Here is a 17,572-nt window from a genome sequence, read left to right on the forward strand (position 1 = left end):
ATAGACGATTCACGACCTTCTGAATTGTTGTGCTCCGGCATTTGACAATTAAAAACGAGACGGATGAAAATATACATAACCGGTTTAGGAGCTGTTTCTGCGATTGGAATGTCCGTTGCTGAGCACCTGAAATCATTATTGGAGGAGAAACATGGCATTTCTAAAATTGAGCTTGTACGGGAGCTAAAAACACCCTATACAGGTGGTGAAATCAAGTTCAGTAATGCTCAACTCGCAGACCTGTTAGAGGTTTCGGAAAATGGTTATTCCCGAACAGCTCTTTTGGCTATGATTGCCGCCCGCGAAGCATTCCCCGTTACAGCACCTCCCTCCGACCGAATCGGGGTTATAAACGGAACCAGTGTTGGGGGAATGGATCTTACTGAAAATTTTTACGAAGAATATCTTCATGGAAATCTGGCTAATGCGTCTGTGATTCTTTCTCACGAATGCGGAACATCAACAGAGAATATCGCCCGGCTTTTAGGAATAAATGGCTACAAAACGACATTGTCCACCGCTTGTTCTTCGGCAGCAAATGCTATTATGCTGGGAGCACGACTGATGAAAGCAGGAAAACTCGATGCTGTTCTCGCAGGGGGAACGGATGCTCTGTCTGCCTTTACCGTAAACGGATTTAATTCCTTAGGAATTTATGACAGTGAGCTGAGTCGCCCGTTCGATAACACCCGTAAAGGGCTGAATCTGGGTGAAGGAGCCGGTTTTATTTTCCTTGAAACAGAAGAAAGTATAAAGAAAACAGGAAATCCTGTTCTAGCAAAGTTGATCGGATGGGGAAATGCCAACGACGCATTCCATCAAACCGCCTCATCTCCCGAAGCAACAGGTGCTAAGCTGGCTATGCAAAGTGCAATGAACATTGCGGGGATTCTTCCGGAAGAAATTGATTACATCAATGCGCATGGAACGGGTACAGAAAATAATGACAACACAGAAGTCAAGGCTATTTCTGATCTTTTTCCCGGAAAAAAACCTCCCTTTAGTTCTACAAAACAATATACCGGACATACACTGGCAGCCGCAGGCGGACTGGAAGCTGTTTTTTCGGTCTTATCCATTCAACACGGTATTATTTACCCGAATATGCGATGGAAGAATCAAATGGAAAACACTCCATTGACACCATCACAAACACTAGAACGTAAAGAAATACGTTGTGTTTTGTCTAATTCTTTTGGGTTCGGAGGAAATAATTCAACTTTGATTTTCAGAAAATAAAAAGAAATGCGTTGGCAAATTACATTTCTTAGTGCCTGTTCTCTCGTTCTTTTTTATTCCTGTACAGCTTACAGGGAAGATGATCAGAGACAAATCGTCTCAAAAGAAAAAATATGGATTGATCTGAATAAAATTGTTGGAACCTGGCAAATTATTGATGCCAAAGTCATCGATAAAGACAATCAATTTCTTAAGGAATGTAAGAAAGAATATGGATCCTACTGCCTTGCTCTTTTAGATTACTACAAACATGCATTTATTGGTTGTCAGCTGATCTTTAAAAGCACTTATGCAACAGAAATCTTGTACGTGAATACGGGAAAACAGCAAGAATATAAATTCCCAGATATGGAATATGGATCGTATGAAGCCTATCAGAACAACTCAAAAAGTAGTTCTTTTACACTATTTATCAATGGTTCTTCTTATTTTACAACGAATGATACCTCACACAATAATTATATAGAATATCAAGCCATCCCTGTAAGTGACACAGAGCTAAAGTTAAAATTTACAGAGGCTTCCAGCTTGCTAGAAATTAATTTTCTACTAAAAAAAGAACTCCAATGAAAACATACATTCACTCATACGCAACCATATCAAGAGTAGACTCTTTCGAAAACGGGATTGTATCCGGTGAATCCATAACTGTACATCCGGAAACTGTACATCCGAATTACAGAGAGTATATCACTCCTGCCCTCATTCGTCGCATGAGTCCGGTTGTAAAAATGGGAGTGACCGCAGGACTAAAATGTATTCAGGAATATTCCGGTGAGTTGGGAGGAATCGTTGTTGGAACGGATTTAGGCTGTTTACGTGATACGGAAAAATTTCTGGGAACAGTTGTCAAACACGAAGGACTGGCCATATCTCCCACTGCTTTTATTCAGTCTACGCACAACACGGTTGCAGGACAAATTGCTCTGACGATTGGAAATAACGGGTACAACATGACTCACTCGCAACAGGGAATTTCCTTCGAGTGCGCTCTGTTGGATGCACAATTACTCTCTTTTGAGACCAACCTGCCAACACTGGTCGGTGCTTGCGAGGAAAACATCCCTTTTTTAGGAGAAATGGCAAACGAATTTGGGCTTGAAAACACCGATCTTTCGGAAGGAGCCTCTTATTTCATGATTTCATCCGAAAAAAGAGAGGCAAAAGCAGCCATTACCGCTGTTCAAACCGGATTACATAAAGAGGAATTAGCAAACTACCTCTCTGACAAGTCGGTCGATTTTGTGCTATATGCTTCGCAGTTTGATCAGCTTCCTGATTTGCAACAATCTTCATTTGATTTTTCCGAATACTGTGGTAATTATGGAACAAATACAGCTTTCGGAACTCAACTTGCAGTAGAATTGCTCGAAAAACCCATCCAAAAGTTGGCAACAATAGAGTTGACTTCAGTACATCGTATCGCAGTGTTAAACCTGCACCGCAACAAAGAGGTAAGCTGCATTCTCGTAGAACGAGAAGCCTAGCCGATAAAGTTTATAATCTTACATAGTTTCTGTAATGAAAACGTTTCTAGCACTTTTTACTTTAGCACTTTCGGTTTTAGGTTATAGTCAGGACTATAACTTCAAACCAAACTGGAATGAAGGCACTGTTAAACACATTAAAATTGTCCGGATTGAAAGAACGTATGAAGATGAAACGTTAATTTCAGACACAACTCTATATAACGAAGCTCAGATTAAAGTTCTAAAAGATAACAGAAACGATTATACACTTGAAGTTCTTTTTGAAAATCAGGCATTGAGAGCAGCCGTAAGACTTTATGAAAAGCTCGGAGAAGAACTAAAAGATCTTCAGGACTTAAGATTAATCTTTTCCGTAAAAAAAGAAACCGCTGAATCTACATTACTAAACTGGAAAGAAGCCCAACGGTTTATGAATACCAGTTTTGACCAAATATATTCTGTTATCACCGATAAAGTTCCAGATGCTTCGCCTTATATTGAATTACTATTTTTACCATTACAGGAGATTTTCGACAACAAAGAAAACCTCGAAGAATACATGCAAACAAACATTGGTTATATTTTAATTCCTTTCAACAAGAACTTTCAGATTGGGAAGACCATTACCCACACAGAAACCCAAAAGAATCCTTTCGGCTCAATGCAAGAGATTTCTGCTACAACTTTACTAACACTTGAATCAGTAAATGAACACTCAAAAACCGGTACAATTCATCAGGAAATTAAACTCGATTTAACTGAATTTACAGAAATGATAAAGAGCATGGTGAGCAGAATGTCACAATCTGTTTCTGATGAAGAACTTAGCCCCGAAAAAATAAAAGAAATTGACGCATTTGAAATTGATGTTAAAAATAATCAGGTCATAATATTTAATTACGAAACAAACTGGGTAACTAAAGTAATTAGAAAAGAAGTTGTTTCTGGAGTCAACCCTAAAAAGGCGGTAAAAACAAAAAAGGAAACAATTACAACAATAGATATACAGTAAAGATACAGGCTTAATACATCTCTTTCGTTTTATTACTTTACTGAAATACTCAAAAGGTTGTTTCTATTCAAAACGATATAACTAATTCAATATCAGAATGAGAATATTCCAAAAAAAAATAACAACCCTTGCTCTTTACATAGTGACATTAGCTCTACTAACCAGTTGTTCAGTAAAAAATGATTGCAATAACCAATTTGAATTTGTTTCATGCAATATCGATTCTATTCCAATCCTGAATCTGGACATAACAAAACATCCCGATACGATTCGTAAAGAAATGAACAAATTGTATAACTCTGATCTCTGTAAAAATTGCTCTCTAGTAGACTTTAGGTTACCTTTTACGATTGATAATCAAAAAGGATATCTAAAAATTATGACAGATTTTGATTTTCCCGTTTGTGAAAATTGTCCTATACCCATTCGTCGAAGAAACAATTTTTCAATAATGATTAATTCAAGAAATCAATTGTCCGCGGGAGGAAAACTCATTCCACTTGATTCTTTACAATCAGAAATTAATAGATACTTAAGTACTGTGGGAATTGACAAAATGGGTCCTGAAAATTTTGGACAAGTAAACTTCAGAATGTTTTGGGATCAAAGTTCATCTATTGAGTTTTTAGATTCTGTTCTTATCTCCTTGTATTCTTCACATCTTTCATTTGTTTTAGCAGAACTAGAAAAAGAAGGAATCGATTTTTGTAAATTAGAAAAAACTACTATCAAACAATTGAAAGAAAAGTATCCGCTAAGAATAGAGTTTGATTTAGGGAAAATCGAAAAAAACAGTCCGAAACGTTGAAAACAGAAAAATAAACACACGTAAAATGGAATCATTCATCTCTTTTATCAGTCAACTCAGTGCTCTTGATGAAAAGGTAAAAGAAGAATTGTTGGAGATCGTAGAAACAAAGACGATCGCAAAAGGAAGAACCGTTTTTTCTCCTAACAGACGTTGTCAGGAACTCTTTTTTGTTAATTCAGGGCTGGTAAAAATGCTGTTTCATTCAGATGGTGATCAATTCATTATGCGCTTCTTCGAAGAGAACACTATGTTCACAGATCTCGAAAGTTCTAACACAAAGCGGCATTCAAAGTATGAAGTTATTGCTTTAGAAGATACCGAATTGGTTGTAGTCCCCTTTTACCCATTTGAGAAACTTTGCCTAAAACACCATGCCCTCGAAACTTTCTACAGAAAATTTCTCACCATTGCCAACCTCAATATGATGGCAAGAATCAAAGAAATGCTGGAAGAAGACGCGAAGAAAAGGTACGAAAACTTTGTGCTAAATTACCCTCATATTGTTCAACGAATAAATCTGGGTGACTTATCCGGGTATCTTGGAATTACTCAGGTATCATTAAGCAGAATTCGTGCACAGAAATAGCGTTTTTATCATTTGTTAAAAGAATTAGTATTTCATACGTCTAATTTTGCTCGTAATTACGCAAAAAGATTATGGAATCAAACAAGGAGATATCGGCCTACAATTACAAGCATTTTAAAGCAACGGATTACGATTTCACGAATTTTAAAGGACCAAAACCGGGCGAAAAGTACGTTGATTTCAAGGCAACTACTTTGGATGGAAAAACAGTTCGTCTGTCGGATTACCTGAACCAACCAGTTGTTTTGGATACAGGCAGTATTACCTGTCCTATGTATGCCAACTCCAAAACATCTATGATCGTTCTACAAAAAAAGTATCCCACCATACATTTTTTGCTCCTGTATGTTAGAGAGGCGCACCCCGGAAGCAGAACAAACGGAGTTACCTCCTTTCAGGAAAAAATGGTAAATGCAAAATCTACACTTAAGCTGTACAATGAGAGAAGAACTGTTTTGGTTGACGATCTGGAGGGCACAGCACATCAGCTGTATGGCGCAATGCCAAACATGACATACTTAATCGGAACAGATGGGATTATAAAATTCAGAGCGAACTGGACAAATATAGAAGCCTTAGAAAAAGCCATTGTAAACCCAACAGAACACTTCGTTGAAAAACAGGACTTCTATCCTGTTACAAAACCACCAATAAGTGTCGTTCTAAGGACGCTAATGGTTGGCGGTTTCAGAGCATTATATGAATTTCTTATCAGTTTACCACAATTAATTAGACAACACAAAGAAGTCGATTCCCTATAAAATCTTACGATATGACCAGTATGCTTTTTTACAGCCTTTCCTTTCTTTCAGTCATCATTGCATTTGGAGCCATTTATATTACAATGGTAGCAGCCTTCCCCACACAATGGACGTACTATCACTATCATTTTCGAAAACCCATAAACTGGTTATTATTTACCGGTTTGCTTATTTGGACAATTAGCATTTTTCTTCAGACAGACACTTTTCCCTTTTGGACAATAATCCCTCTCATTATTTGCGCACTGGGGCTTTTTCTAACGTATAAAATACACCAGGAGGTCTTTTTTAAAGCTGTCAATTTTCCGAAAATGACAACCAACCTTACCACTTTACCTATTAAAGAAGACATGGAGCTGGCAGTAATCGAATATGATGGAAAAACAAAATGCTATCCTCTGGATTATCTAATTCATCATCACATTCTGAACGACTCGTTCAACACAAAACTCGTTTCATTAACCTACTGTGCCATGTGCAGGAGTATCATTCCGTTCGATGTCACCGAAACAGGCCCCTTATTTGTGGGGTCCTTTAAGGGAGGAAACATGATTGTGGCAGACGTAAAAACAAAGACCTTTTTTCAACAGTCTACCTTTCAGTCAATACGTGGAAAACTACACCCCTCAGAGCTACAAATGATTCCTTTCCAGATATTGACATGGAAAGAAGTTAAAACCGCTCTCCAGAATCCGGAAGTTGCGATCGTAACATCCGATGATTTAAAAAAGTTCGAACTCCCTGTTCCCGGAATCTGGGACAAATTAATCAACTCAGAAAAAACACCGGGTGTTTCAAATAAAGATAAATCATTCCCTTCAAGAACACGGGTTATCGGAGTTAGAAGCACACCTCCCGGGGAAGAAGTTGTCTATCTGAAATCTGAAGTACTCGCCCAAAAGACGGTCAGGAATGAACAGCATAATTTCATATTGATACGTGTCGAAAATACCGTTGTGGGATTTACAACCAACCTATCCCTTGTTTATGAAAGACAACGGCTAATAGACAACTCTTCAAAAACAGAATGGACAATTAACGGAACGCACATAAAAGGTCCAGTTAACGAAAATCTATCTCTCCTTTCAATGTCTGATGAGTACTGGTTTTCCTGGAAAAAATTTCACCCGAAAAGTATTTTAATCCGGTTAGGTGGAAAGTAATACTCTGCGCACCCTTTCTTCTTAACTACATAAATTTGAACTATTTTTCCATTATAAAAAGAACAGTACGCGTTAATGGGTCACAAGAAGAGAACCTAACAACACACAAATACAAGAGAAATTGTGTTTTCTCTTGTATCACCTTTTGAACAGTTCTTTCACAAAAAAATTATCCCTTTATCTCCTCTGTTCCATCCGAATATCTGGCAAAGCGTCCTGATTTTCTATCATGTACCTGATCGTAACGACTCCAGGGCCATCCCCCGAATTGAGTCCGTTGGTATTCCATAAAGGCCTCCTGAATCTCTTGCCGGGAATTCATTACAAACGGACCATGTTGGACAACAGGCTCGTTAATGGGTCTCCCCTGTAAAACAAGTATTCTAGCTCCGTTTTCACCGCTCTCGATCTGTAAGTCTTTTGTTGGCTCAACATCAACAGCGTGATACTCCGGTATTTCTTTATCCGCTATACGGAGGTTCTTCCCATCATAAAAAAACAAGGTTCTGTTCACTCCCTCCTCCGTTGCGGGTAATGTGAACTCAGTATTGCCGTCCATTCGAATAACATAAACTCCCACATGATTATTCCTGTCAAATGCCCAGGATTCCTTTGGTGGAACAGGTGCCTTTTTTCCAAACAACTCTCCTGCCATTACTTCGATGTAAACACCTTCTTTGTGATAGAAATGAGGTATTTCTTCATTCCAGAACATCTTATAATCCGGTTCAGCCATTTTACTTTTTGCCGGTAAATTCAACCAAATCTGAAATAGCTCTAATGGATTTCTCTCCCCCTGCTTTAACAAAGGAAACATCTCTGAATGCATCAGTCCTTTTCCTGCCGTCATCCATTGTAAATCTCCGTTTCCATATCTTCCTGCTCCTCCTGCAGAATCAGCATGGTCCACCATTCCTTTTCGAACAACAGTTAGCGTTTCAAACCCACGGTGCGGATGTCCGGGAAAACCAGGTACTCTTTCACCGTGGTACATTCTCCACCCGTCTTTTATATGAAAATCAGAACCAATCTGTCTCCCTTCAAGGGAAGCCTGAGGTCCCATTTCCGCATTGCCTTCCGGGAAATCATCTTCATGATGCACACAAAACAAAAATGGATCCTGCGTTTGCCACTGAAAACCTAATGCCCGTATTTTTTTAATTGCTTCCATATCTCTATTTTTTTCAGAAGAACCTGAAGAACGAAACGCTCCCAAAACCGGGATAGCCGCTAAAGCCGTTGAACCCAACGCTATTTTCTCAAGAAACTTTCTGCGATCATTCTCTTTTCTTCCCATAGTATACACTTCTTTTTATTTACCAAGGTAAATATATGGTTTTTTACGAATTCTTCCAACAGCAGAACAAAATATTCCCCGGGATTGTTAGTTAAATACTCAAGAAAGGCCGTAAATTTGTATAGATTAAAGCCGTTAGGATGACGGAATATAAAACTGGTACATATCTCTCTCAAATTACTATTCCGCAGGATATGCGGGATAAATTTGCTTTGGAAGATCTTCCCCACATTTCAGAAGATGTTCGTCAGTACATTATTGATGTCATCTCCGAGATTGGCAACTCCCATTTCGGCGCGAGCTTGGGAGTAGTAGAGTTAACAGTTGCTTTGCATTATGTGTTCAACACACCTTATGACCAGCTAGTATGGGATGTTGGGCATCAGGCCTATGGACACAAGATTTTAACCGGCAGAAAAGAAGTGTTTCCCACCAACCGTACGAAAGGAGGAATCAGTGGTTTCCCAAAACGCTCAGAAAGCGAATACGACACGTTTGGTGTTGGTCACTCCTCCACCTCTATTTCAGGAGCATTGGGAATGGCTGTCGCGAGTAATTACAAAGGAGAAAAAGAGCGCCAACACATTGCAGTAATCGGAGACGGAGCGATGACTGCCGGACTCGCTTTTGAGGGACTGAACCATGCAGGTATGCTCAATGATGCCAACTTACTTGTCGTTCTTAACGATAATTGTATGTCCATTGATCCAAATGTCGGCGCTCTTCGTGAATATCTGACGGATATCACTACTTCTCACACGTACAATAAGGTAAAAGACGAAGTGTGGCAGTTACTTGGAAAGATATCAAAGTTCGGACCCAACGCCCAGGCAGTCGCTTCAAAAATTTCCTCCGCACTCAAAGGGTCACTCCTCAAGCAAAGTAATTTGTTTGAATCACTGAACTTTCGGTATTTCGGTCCAGTAGATGGTCATGACAGTATAGCTCTTGCCAAAATTTTAAACGACCTGAAAGACATACCCGGACCCAAGATCCTTCATTGTATCACAATGAAAGGAAAGGGGTATAAATTTTCGGAAGAAGGCGACCCTACCAAATGGCACGCACCGGGAATTTTTAATAAAGAAACCGGAGAAATAGTAAAAGTTGTTCCCAGCTCTCCACAACCTCCAAAATACCAGGATGTTTTTGGACATACCATTGTTGAGCTGGCTGAACAAAATGAAAAAATCATGGGAATCACTCCCGCCATGCCTACGGGGTGTTCACTGAACATTATGATGGAAGCCATGCCTGATCGTGCTTTTGATGTCGGTATTGCTGAGCAGCATGCCGTTACTTTCTCAGCAGGTCTTGCCACACAAGGTATGATTCCATTTTGCAATATCTATTCCTCTTTCATGCAGCGGGCTTATGATCAGGTGTTGCATGATGTTGCTCTTCAGAATCTGAATGTTGTATTTTGTCTGGATCGCGGTGGTTTAGTCGGTGCTGACGGAGCTACACATCATGGCGCTTATGATCTTGCCTATATGCGGAGTATTCCCAACATGATCGTATCCGCTCCCATGGACGAAATAGAACTCCGCAACCTGATGTTTACCGCCCAACAGGAAAATATGGGACCTTTCTCTATCCGCTATCCACGTGGTAAAGGAGTTACTACTAACTGGAAAAACCGAATGAAAGCTATTCCGGTAGGTCGTGGTCGTAAAATCTGCTCAGGAGAAGACATTGCCCTTTTATCCATCGGACACGTTGGTAATTTCTGTAAAACAGCCGTAGAACAGTTAAAAACGATTAATGTTTCAGCAGCTCATTATGACATGCGTTTTGTCAAACCAATTGACGAAACAATTCTACATGAAGTTTTCTCGCGATTTGATCATGTCATCACCATAGAAGATGGTTGTCTAATGGGAGGAATGGGATCTGCTGTTTTGGAATTTATGGCAGATAATAACTACACATCACGCGTTGTCCGGTTGGGGATTCCGGATCGGTACATTCATCAGGGAACACAGGAAGAATTATGGGCAGAATGTGGTTTTGATACGCAAGGTATCATTTTAAAAGTCTGCTCCGTTCTGGGAGTAGAGCCTCATCTTAAGAATAGGCTGGCAGGAGGAATGAAATAATTCTATTCTCTTATACTTCCCGGTTCATCAAATACTCAGCAACTTTTAAGAGAGGTTTTTTCTTTTCAACAGAGGCCGTAACAAGTTCCATTGACTCAAGCGCAAGAGCATAATGACGTTCCATCTCAATACGCGCCAGCTCTCTCACACCCAATTGATCGAAAATCTTTCGGGTTTCCTCAACTTTCATTTGTTCGTCGACCTCTTCTGATAATTCTTGCAACTTTTTCTGCTGGTCATTATCGGCTAATTCAAACGCTTTTAATAGTAAAAAAGTCTTTTTATTCGCCAGAATATCACCCCCTACCTGCTTTCCGAACTTATCCGGATCCGCATACAAATCAAGAATATCATCCTGCAACTGGAATGCGATACCTACATTCTCACCAAAACTATAAATCCGTTGTACATCATCTCTGGAAGCATCAGCCACTATTGCTCCCATTTCCAGAGCAGCACCAAGTAAAACAGATGTTTTCAGACGGATCATTTCAATGTATTCATCGATCGAAACATCGTCACGTGTTTCAAAGTCCATATCCATCTGCTGCCCCTCGCATACTTCCATAACGCGAACACTGAACGTATGCAAAAGCGTATTCAGATAAGTAACCGTATTCTGTGCCAGATAGTGATAAGCTACAACAAATAACGCGTCACCGGATAGGATTCCCGTCTTCTCAGACCATTTCGTATGTACGGTAGGATATCCACGCCTCAATGGAGCATTATCCATTATATCATCGTGAATAAGACTAAAATTGTGAAACAATTCGATCGCCAATCCTGAATTAAGTGCTTCTTTCGGATTCCCACCAAACAATTCAGCACTCATCATACTCAGAATAGGACGCATTCGTTTTCCTCCCAAACCAAGCAAATACGTAATCGGACTATACAGACCAGATGGTTCATCTTTGATCTTTAGCTCCGTAATTTCTTTTTCAATCAGCTGTTTATAAGCGTCAATGCCTTGCATCAGTCCTTTATTAAATTCAACAGATAATTGCCATATCCGCTTTTCACAAGAGGTTGTGCCAACTCTTTTAATTGCTCTTTATCGATAAATCTGTTCCGATATGCGACCTCCTCTATACAACCTATTTTTAACCCTTGTCTATCCTCAATGACCTGTACAAACTGACCTGCCTGCATCAAAGAAGGAAAAGTCCCCGTATCTAACCATGCTGTTCCCCTGCTAAGAACAGCCACTTTGAGTTTTTCTTCTTTAAGATAATGCGCATTGACATCCGTTATCTCATACTCCCCCCTGGCCGAAGGTTTTAACTGCCGTGCGACCTCAATAACCGAGTTGTCGTAAAAATAAAGTCCGGGAACAGCATAATTGGATTTCGGTTGCTCCGGTTTCTCTTCGATCGAAACCGCATTCATATCCTTATCAAACTCAACAACACCGTATCGTCTGGGATCAGAAACGTGATATGCATAAACAACTCCTCCCTCCGGATCACTGTTTTCCTTTAACAGTTCATCCATTCCGACACCATAAAAAATATTATCTCCCAGAATCAGTGCAACTTTATCCTCCCCAATAAACTCTTCTCCAATAATAAACGCCTGCGCCAATCCATTCGGTTCTGGCTGTTCGGCATACTGAAAATTACATCCTAATTGTGAACCGTCTCCCAATAATCTCTTAAAATGAGGAAGATCATGCGGCGTTGAAATAATAAGTATCTCATTAATTCCTGCACTCATCAAAATAGACAGGGGATAATAGATCATCGGCTTATCATAAATAGGCATCAATTGCTTACTGATAGCCAATGTAAGGGGGTGTAGCCTGGTTCCGGATCCTCCGGCTAAGATAATTCCTTTCATTATAGCGTCTTTTTATGCTAATTGCGCATAAAGTTCTCAAAAAAATAAGAACAAATGATTTCGAATCTTAGTTTTTATCCACATCAGTTGTACCTTCTGATTTCACCTGAAGATCATCCAGTTCAATATCTTCTTCCTCGTCCAATAATTCGAAATACGGTTCTTTAAATGACTTCGTACTTAACTTACGTTGTAGAGACAATAACAAGGAAGGAAGCACAACAAGATTGGTAATCATGGCCACCAAAAGGGTTAAGCTCACCAGAAGTCCTAATGCTTGTGTTCCCCCAAACTGTGATAAAGAGAACATATTAAATCCGAAGAACAGAACGATAGAAGTATAGAACATACTCAAACCTGTTTCCCGAAGGGCGCGAAGTACACACCCATTTAAGTCCCAGGCTCTGTTTTTGAGTTCCTGACGATACTTGGCAAGGAAGTGAATCGTATCATCTACCGAGATACCAAAGGCAATACTAAACACCAGAATTGTCGATGGTTTAATCGGAATATGAAAATATCCCATTATCCCGGCAGTTACTAGCAAAGGTATAAAGTTCGGAACCAAGGAAATTATTACCATTTTCCACGATCGGAAAAGGAAAGCCATCAAAATCGAGATAATGACAATTGCAAAGAAAAGACTCGTTAGAAGGTTTTTCACAAGGTATTGTGTTCCTTCAGCAGCCACAACCGAGGTTCCGGTAACTGTAAAGTCAAAGTACTGATTACTAATAGCCGACCGAAGCACCTCATCAAAATTATCCTTTTCGTAATATTCTCGTATCAGCTCTGGATTCATATCAAATTCCAACTGCTTATCCGCATCCCCTCCTGACAACAAATCTGTTGTTGCCATGTAAATACTATTATTACCAAAAAGAATAGAATCCGCGTACGTCGTTTCTCCTTCTTTGAATTTTACATAATAGTGCTCCAGTTGTTTTTTATCCGGGTTAAGAATACTGTCCAAAACAGGTTTGAGACTGTCTACCATTTCCGCAATCTCATATGACCCTATATCCAGGATTTGAAGGCGTACACGGAGTGTGGTATTGGTTGTATCTACTAATTCCTTTAGTGTAAATCCGCCCATACCATCCGCAGACTCCCGGAAATTATCAAAATAGGGCTTCAGAAAGCGACGATCCTTATTCGCAATTAAGCTATACTGATCGGGGTTATTCCCGTAATACGCCATATTAATGGCTTTTACAAAGTCGACCAAAGAAAGAGACTTGCTGAACAACGTATCTGCTTTGAAATACTGCTGCATTTCTTCTACTTTCTCCAGAGTAGACCGGGCAAAAAGTCGTCCGGGCTCTTTATAATTTACCATTACCTCGAAAGGAATCGCTCCCTGGAAGTGCTCCTGAATGAAGTTTACATCTTCCAGAATCGGATCTCCTTCAGGTAAATCACCCGTCAGATTTCCGGTTGCTTCTATCTGCGTAATTCCTATCGCACTAATCAGGATTACAACTCCTGTAGCTCCATAAACCCACTTTCTTTTATTGGAAACAAGAAAGGTGAATTTATCTACCAAGGTCCCGGTATATCTATTTTCAAGGTGCTTAAGGTGTCTTTCCTTCGGATTGTTTGCTAAAGAGAAAACAATAGGAATGATAGTAATGGAAAGCAGGAATACCATTAGAATGTTCACAGATGCGACAATTCCGAACTCAATCAGTTTTTCAGAGTTGGTGAAAATAAATGTTGAAAAACCAAGTGCTGTTGTAAGGTTGGTCATAAAGGTCGCATTTCCGATCTTTACAATCACCCGTTGCAGTGCTTTTATTTTATTCCCGTGGTGCGCAACTTCTCTATGGAATTTAGTCAGCAGGAAAATACAGTTCGGGATTCCTATCACAATCATGAGTGGAGGAATCAGCGCCATAAGAATAGAAAGGTGGAAGCCAAACAAACCAATGGAACCAAGTGACCAGACAACCGCAATTATCACAACAAGATTACAGATCAATACGACCCGTACCGAGCGGAAGAAAATGAAGAGTAAAAGAGAAGTAACTCCGATTGCCAGCGCAATAAAAATATACATTTCATTCAGCACCCGTTTACCAATTACAACGCGAATGTGCGGAAGTCCGGCAAAATGTATTTTTCCAAAATTGTGTTCATACGTCAATGCCAACTCTTCTATATCCAGCACAACATTTGCTTTCTTCTGATCAGATAAAAAGCTTTCGTCGACGGAAATAAGCATCAATGAAACACTTGTAGAATCATTAAACAGGATATGATCATACAGAGGATTCGTTCGAATTAACGTTTTAATTTCATCGATACTTTTTTCAACGTAATTCGTATCAACAAAAATAACTTCCGTTTCAAACTTTTTCTCCTCTTTGTTATTGACCAGCTCGACAAGGTTTGCTTCAGAGATAACCGATTCCACTCCCGGAATGTCCCGCACTTTATCTCCAAGTTCCTTCCATTTTTTAAAATTTTCCTCGGTATACAGTTTCTCGGACTGGATGGCAAAAACAAGGGTTCCCCCGTCTTCACCAAACATACTTTTAAACTTCAGGTAATTCCGCTGCGCCGGAGAATCTTTCGGGAGCATGTTCCCGTATTTGTTGTCCAGCTTTAATTTTGTAGTCGCAAAATAAGCAAACCCTCCGGTAATAAGGAGAATAACCGTTACGATTAACAGCCGGTTTCTAAGTATAATCTGAGACAGTGTTTGCCACATAGTTCTTTACAGTTCAAACCTACAAAGGTAATCAAATTGAGGTAGTATAGAGTTCCCTTTAGATTTTTTTGACCAAAGGCAAAACTCTGTCAATCATTCGGCTAAAAACGGGTATGAATAAAACACGGGCTATCTTTTGTCCTTTAACTGTCAATAACTCGTTTCATCCATTTTAACTTTACCACGAAAAGTGTAGTACACAATGGTTGTATAAGTGATAACCAAAGGCGTACCTATTGCTGCCATTAGCAACATTATGCCCAGTGTTTTTTCAGAAGCTGCTGCATTGTATATGGTAATGTGATACTCCGGATCAAGTGTAGAAAAAAGAAGGTTTGGGTATAAGTTTACTGCGACGATCATAAACATGAAAGCAGTAGATAGAGACGTAAAAATAAAAGCATACCCATATTTTCTCCGGGAAGCAAGCCTTGGAACGTTAGCAATACTCAAAAGAGCCAGAACAGGTACAAGGAACCAGGCCGGGTTTTCTTTAAAGACTTCCGTCAGGTGAGGAATAAATACCAGTGCGTATACCGAAGCAAAGGCAAAAGCAACCAGAAAGAAAACAATTCCTCCTTTTAAAAGTCGTGTCAATTTTGCGTACAATCTTCCTTCTGTCTTCAATAGCAAATAAATTGCACCATGCGTCATAAAAAGAGCGAGTGTCGTTATTCCAACTAATACCGGAAATGGTGTTAAAAATCCGAAAAAGCTGTCTCCACTGTAAGAAAAATCCGGACCTACTTTCAACCCCTGTAAGACATTGCCCACCACAACTCCTAACAAAAATGATAAAACAATACTTGAAATACTGTAGACAAAGTCCCACATTTTCCGCCACCATTTCATTGGCTCCTTACTCCTGAACTCTATTGAAATAGCTCTGAAAATAATGAACACCAAAAACAACATAAAAGGGGTGTACATAGCAGAGAAAAGAGTGGCATACATCACCGGGAATCCGGCAAACAGCGCTCCTCCTCCAATCACCAGCCAGACTTCATTTCCATCCCAGACAGGTCCTATCGCGTTCAAAGCAATTCTACGGCTTTCTTCTTTTCTGAAAAACAAATGCCATGCCCCTGCTCCGAAATCAAATCCGTCCAGAATGGCGTAACCGGAAAAAAGTCCACCAACCACTAAAAACCACAATGTAGGATAATCCAAACCAAACAGTGTTTCCATTTCAGTTATTTTTTTGATTCAAACAAATGCGCCATCTCCTTCTGGTTAGGTCGTACAGTTTCTTCTTTCGGATCGTATGGGCCATGTTTGATCTTTTTGGTAAGCAAATAAATAAACAGCAGGAATAGTATAAGATATACAATAAAAAAGAGAACCAACGAAAACACGATCTGATTGGCACTAACGGCCTGCGAAAACGCATCGGAAGTACGAAGAAGACCGTAAACCACCCAGGGCTGTCGTCCCATTTCAGCAGCAAACCAACCTGCCTGATTTGCTATCTGCGGTAAAATAACTGCAAGTGCAAACGCAATAAGCAACCACTTACTTGTAAAAAGACGTCCCCGCCACCATGCCCAGATACCGACAAGCGATAAAACGATCAACAACATTCCGATTGCTACCATAATATGGTAAAACTGAAAAACAGCATTCACCTGTGAGGGTCTTTCATCCTCGGGAAACGCATTGAGTCCGGTAACGTTCGATTCCTGATCACCGTGGAGTAAAAGAGACAATCCGCCAGGCACTTTTACGCCTGTCACTTCTTGTTTTTCCTTATCCACCCAACCAAAAAGATACATATCCGCAGGGGCAGAAGCCTCAAAATGCCCCTCTAAAGCAGCCAGTTTAGCAGGCTGATTCTTTGCTACTCCTTCTGCCGAATGATGACCTGTAAATAATTGTCCCAGTGAGAACACGGCGGCTACTACAAGAGCAATTTTCATCGCTTTCTTCGAGACCTCTACATGCCTGTTCTTTAAAAGATAGAAGGCGTGAACACTCAGTACGAGAAAAGCTCCTGCCAGAAAAGCACCAATCCAGACATGCGTCAATCTATCTACACTGGACGGGTTAAACACCATTTCCCAGAAATCTGTAATCTCCGCTCTTGCATGCATTCCCTCCCCAACAATTTTATAGCCTGCGGGAGTCTGTTGCCAACTGTTTGCTACAACAATCCAAACCGCAGAAAATAGAGACCCTAAAAAGACTCCGATAGTTGAAACAAGATGTACCCAGGGTTTTACACGGTTCCAGCCAAAAATGAGAATTCCAAGAAAACCACTTTCCAAAGCAAAGGCAAAAATACCTTCTGCTGCAAGTGCACTTCCAAATATATCGCCGACATACTTGGAATAGGTTGCCCAGTTTGTCCCAAACTCAAACTCCATTACAATCCCGGTAACGACTCCTATTCCAAAAGTAAGCGCGAAAATTTTTGTCCAGAATCGGGCAAGTATTTCGTATTCTTTATTTTTTGTATATAAAAAAAGGGACTCCATGATAACCATCAACAGTCCCAGCCCGATACTCAAAGGCGGATAAATGTAGTGGAAGGCTACGGTAAAAGCGAATTGAATTCGGGCAATTATTTCTACATCCATAGCT

Annotated in this window: 15 protein-coding genes; 9 read left to right on the plus strand and 6 right to left on the minus strand. The window is 40.0% G+C overall.

The annotated features are described in order from the left end of the window. Positions 1–63: 63 nt before the first annotated feature. The 8 genes from ABDZ97_RS00960 (at position 64) to ABDZ97_RS00995 (ending at position 7,041) form a co-directional block, all read left to right on the plus strand. A complete protein-coding gene (locus tag ABDZ97_RS00960; RefSeq protein WP_343784147.1) occupies positions 64–1,239 on the plus strand; it encodes a beta-ketoacyl-[acyl-carrier-protein] synthase family protein in 1,176 nt (391 codons plus the stop codon). Between the two features lie 6 nt (positions 1,240–1,245). Then, positions 1,246–1,809: a hypothetical protein gene (locus tag ABDZ97_RS00965; RefSeq protein ID WP_343784149.1), complete on the plus strand. Its 564-nt coding sequence runs from the start codon at positions 1,246–1,248 to the stop codon at positions 1,807–1,809. Then, the gene (locus ABDZ97_RS00970; protein WP_343784151.1) at positions 1,806–2,726 is read left to right on the plus strand and encodes a beta-ketoacyl synthase chain length factor; all 921 of its coding nucleotides are present in this window, start codon (positions 1,806–1,808) and stop codon (positions 2,724–2,726) included. The genes ABDZ97_RS00965 and ABDZ97_RS00970 overlap by 4 nt, the downstream gene beginning before the upstream one ends. A 34-nt stretch (positions 2,727–2,760) precedes the next feature. Beyond that, complete coding sequence (locus ABDZ97_RS00975) at positions 2,761–3,720, plus strand: hypothetical protein (RefSeq protein ID WP_343784153.1); 960 nt, start codon at positions 2,761–2,763, stop codon at positions 3,718–3,720. Positions 3,721–3,817: 97 nt separating this feature from the next. Next, entirely contained in the window at positions 3,818–4,528 is a 711-nt protein-coding gene (locus ABDZ97_RS00980) for a hypothetical protein (RefSeq protein WP_343784155.1), read from the plus strand. A 25-nt stretch (positions 4,529–4,553) separates the two neighbouring features. Continuing rightward, a complete protein-coding gene (locus tag ABDZ97_RS00985) occupies positions 4,554–5,117 on the plus strand; it encodes a Crp/Fnr family transcriptional regulator (protein ID WP_343784157.1) in 564 nt (187 codons plus the stop codon). A gap of 71 nt (positions 5,118–5,188) precedes the next feature. Then, positions 5,189–5,878, plus strand: a complete 690-nt coding sequence (locus ABDZ97_RS00990) for a deiodinase-like protein (RefSeq protein WP_343784159.1) — start codon at positions 5,189–5,191, stop codon at positions 5,876–5,878. Positions 5,879–5,889: 11 nt separating this feature from the next. Then, on the plus strand, positions 5,890–7,041 hold the full coding sequence (locus ABDZ97_RS00995) for a DUF3179 domain-containing (seleno)protein (protein WP_343784161.1): 1,152 nt from the start codon (positions 5,890–5,892) through the stop codon (positions 7,039–7,041). 169 nt (positions 7,042–7,210) lie between these two features. Here ABDZ97_RS00995 and ABDZ97_RS01000 read toward each other — a convergent pair whose 3' ends face one another. Beyond that, a complete protein-coding gene (locus ABDZ97_RS01000; protein WP_343784163.1) occupies positions 7,211–8,338 on the minus strand; it encodes a pirin family protein in 1,128 nt (375 codons plus the stop codon). 140 nt (positions 8,339–8,478) lie between these two features. Between ABDZ97_RS01000 and dxs the strand changes: the two genes are divergently transcribed. Next, a complete protein-coding gene (gene dxs / locus ABDZ97_RS01005) occupies positions 8,479–10,437 on the plus strand; it encodes a 1-deoxy-D-xylulose-5-phosphate synthase (protein ID WP_343784166.1) in 1,959 nt (652 codons plus the stop codon). Between the two features lie 10 nt (positions 10,438–10,447). Here the strand turns inward: dxs and ABDZ97_RS01010 are convergent, their stop codons facing one another. From ABDZ97_RS01010 to ABDZ97_RS01030, 5 genes are all read right to left on the minus strand, one after another. Beyond that, positions 10,448–11,416 carry a polyprenyl synthetase family protein gene (locus tag ABDZ97_RS01010; protein WP_343784167.1) on the minus strand — a complete coding sequence of 323 codons (969 nt, stop codon included), beginning with the start codon at positions 11,414–11,416 and terminating at the stop codon, positions 10,448–10,450. Further along, positions 11,416–12,279, minus strand: coding sequence for a glucose-1-phosphate thymidylyltransferase RfbA (gene rfbA, locus ABDZ97_RS01015; RefSeq protein WP_343784170.1), 864 nt, complete (start codon positions 12,277–12,279; stop codon positions 11,416–11,418). The genes ABDZ97_RS01010 and rfbA overlap by 1 nt, the downstream gene beginning before the upstream one ends. A gap of 67 nt (positions 12,280–12,346) precedes the next feature. Beyond that, entirely contained in the window at positions 12,347–14,992 is a 2,646-nt protein-coding gene (locus tag ABDZ97_RS01020; RefSeq protein WP_343784172.1) for an efflux RND transporter permease subunit, read from the minus strand. Positions 14,993–15,142: 150 nt separating this feature from the next. Then, positions 15,143–16,180 (minus strand): cytochrome d ubiquinol oxidase subunit II, encoded by a 1,038-nt coding sequence (gene cydB / locus ABDZ97_RS01025; protein ID WP_343784174.1) that lies wholly within the window; start codon positions 16,178–16,180, stop codon positions 15,143–15,145. Positions 16,181–16,185: 5 nt separating this feature from the next. Continuing rightward, positions 16,186–17,568, minus strand: coding sequence for a cytochrome ubiquinol oxidase subunit I (locus ABDZ97_RS01030; RefSeq protein WP_343784178.1), 1,383 nt, complete (start codon positions 17,566–17,568; stop codon positions 16,186–16,188). Positions 17,569–17,572: the final 4 nt, after the last annotated feature.

It is taken from the genome of Wandonia haliotis (assembly GCF_039523435.1).
GTDB lineage: Bacteria > Bacteroidota > Bacteroidia > Flavobacteriales_D > Crocinitomicaceae > Wandonia > Wandonia haliotis.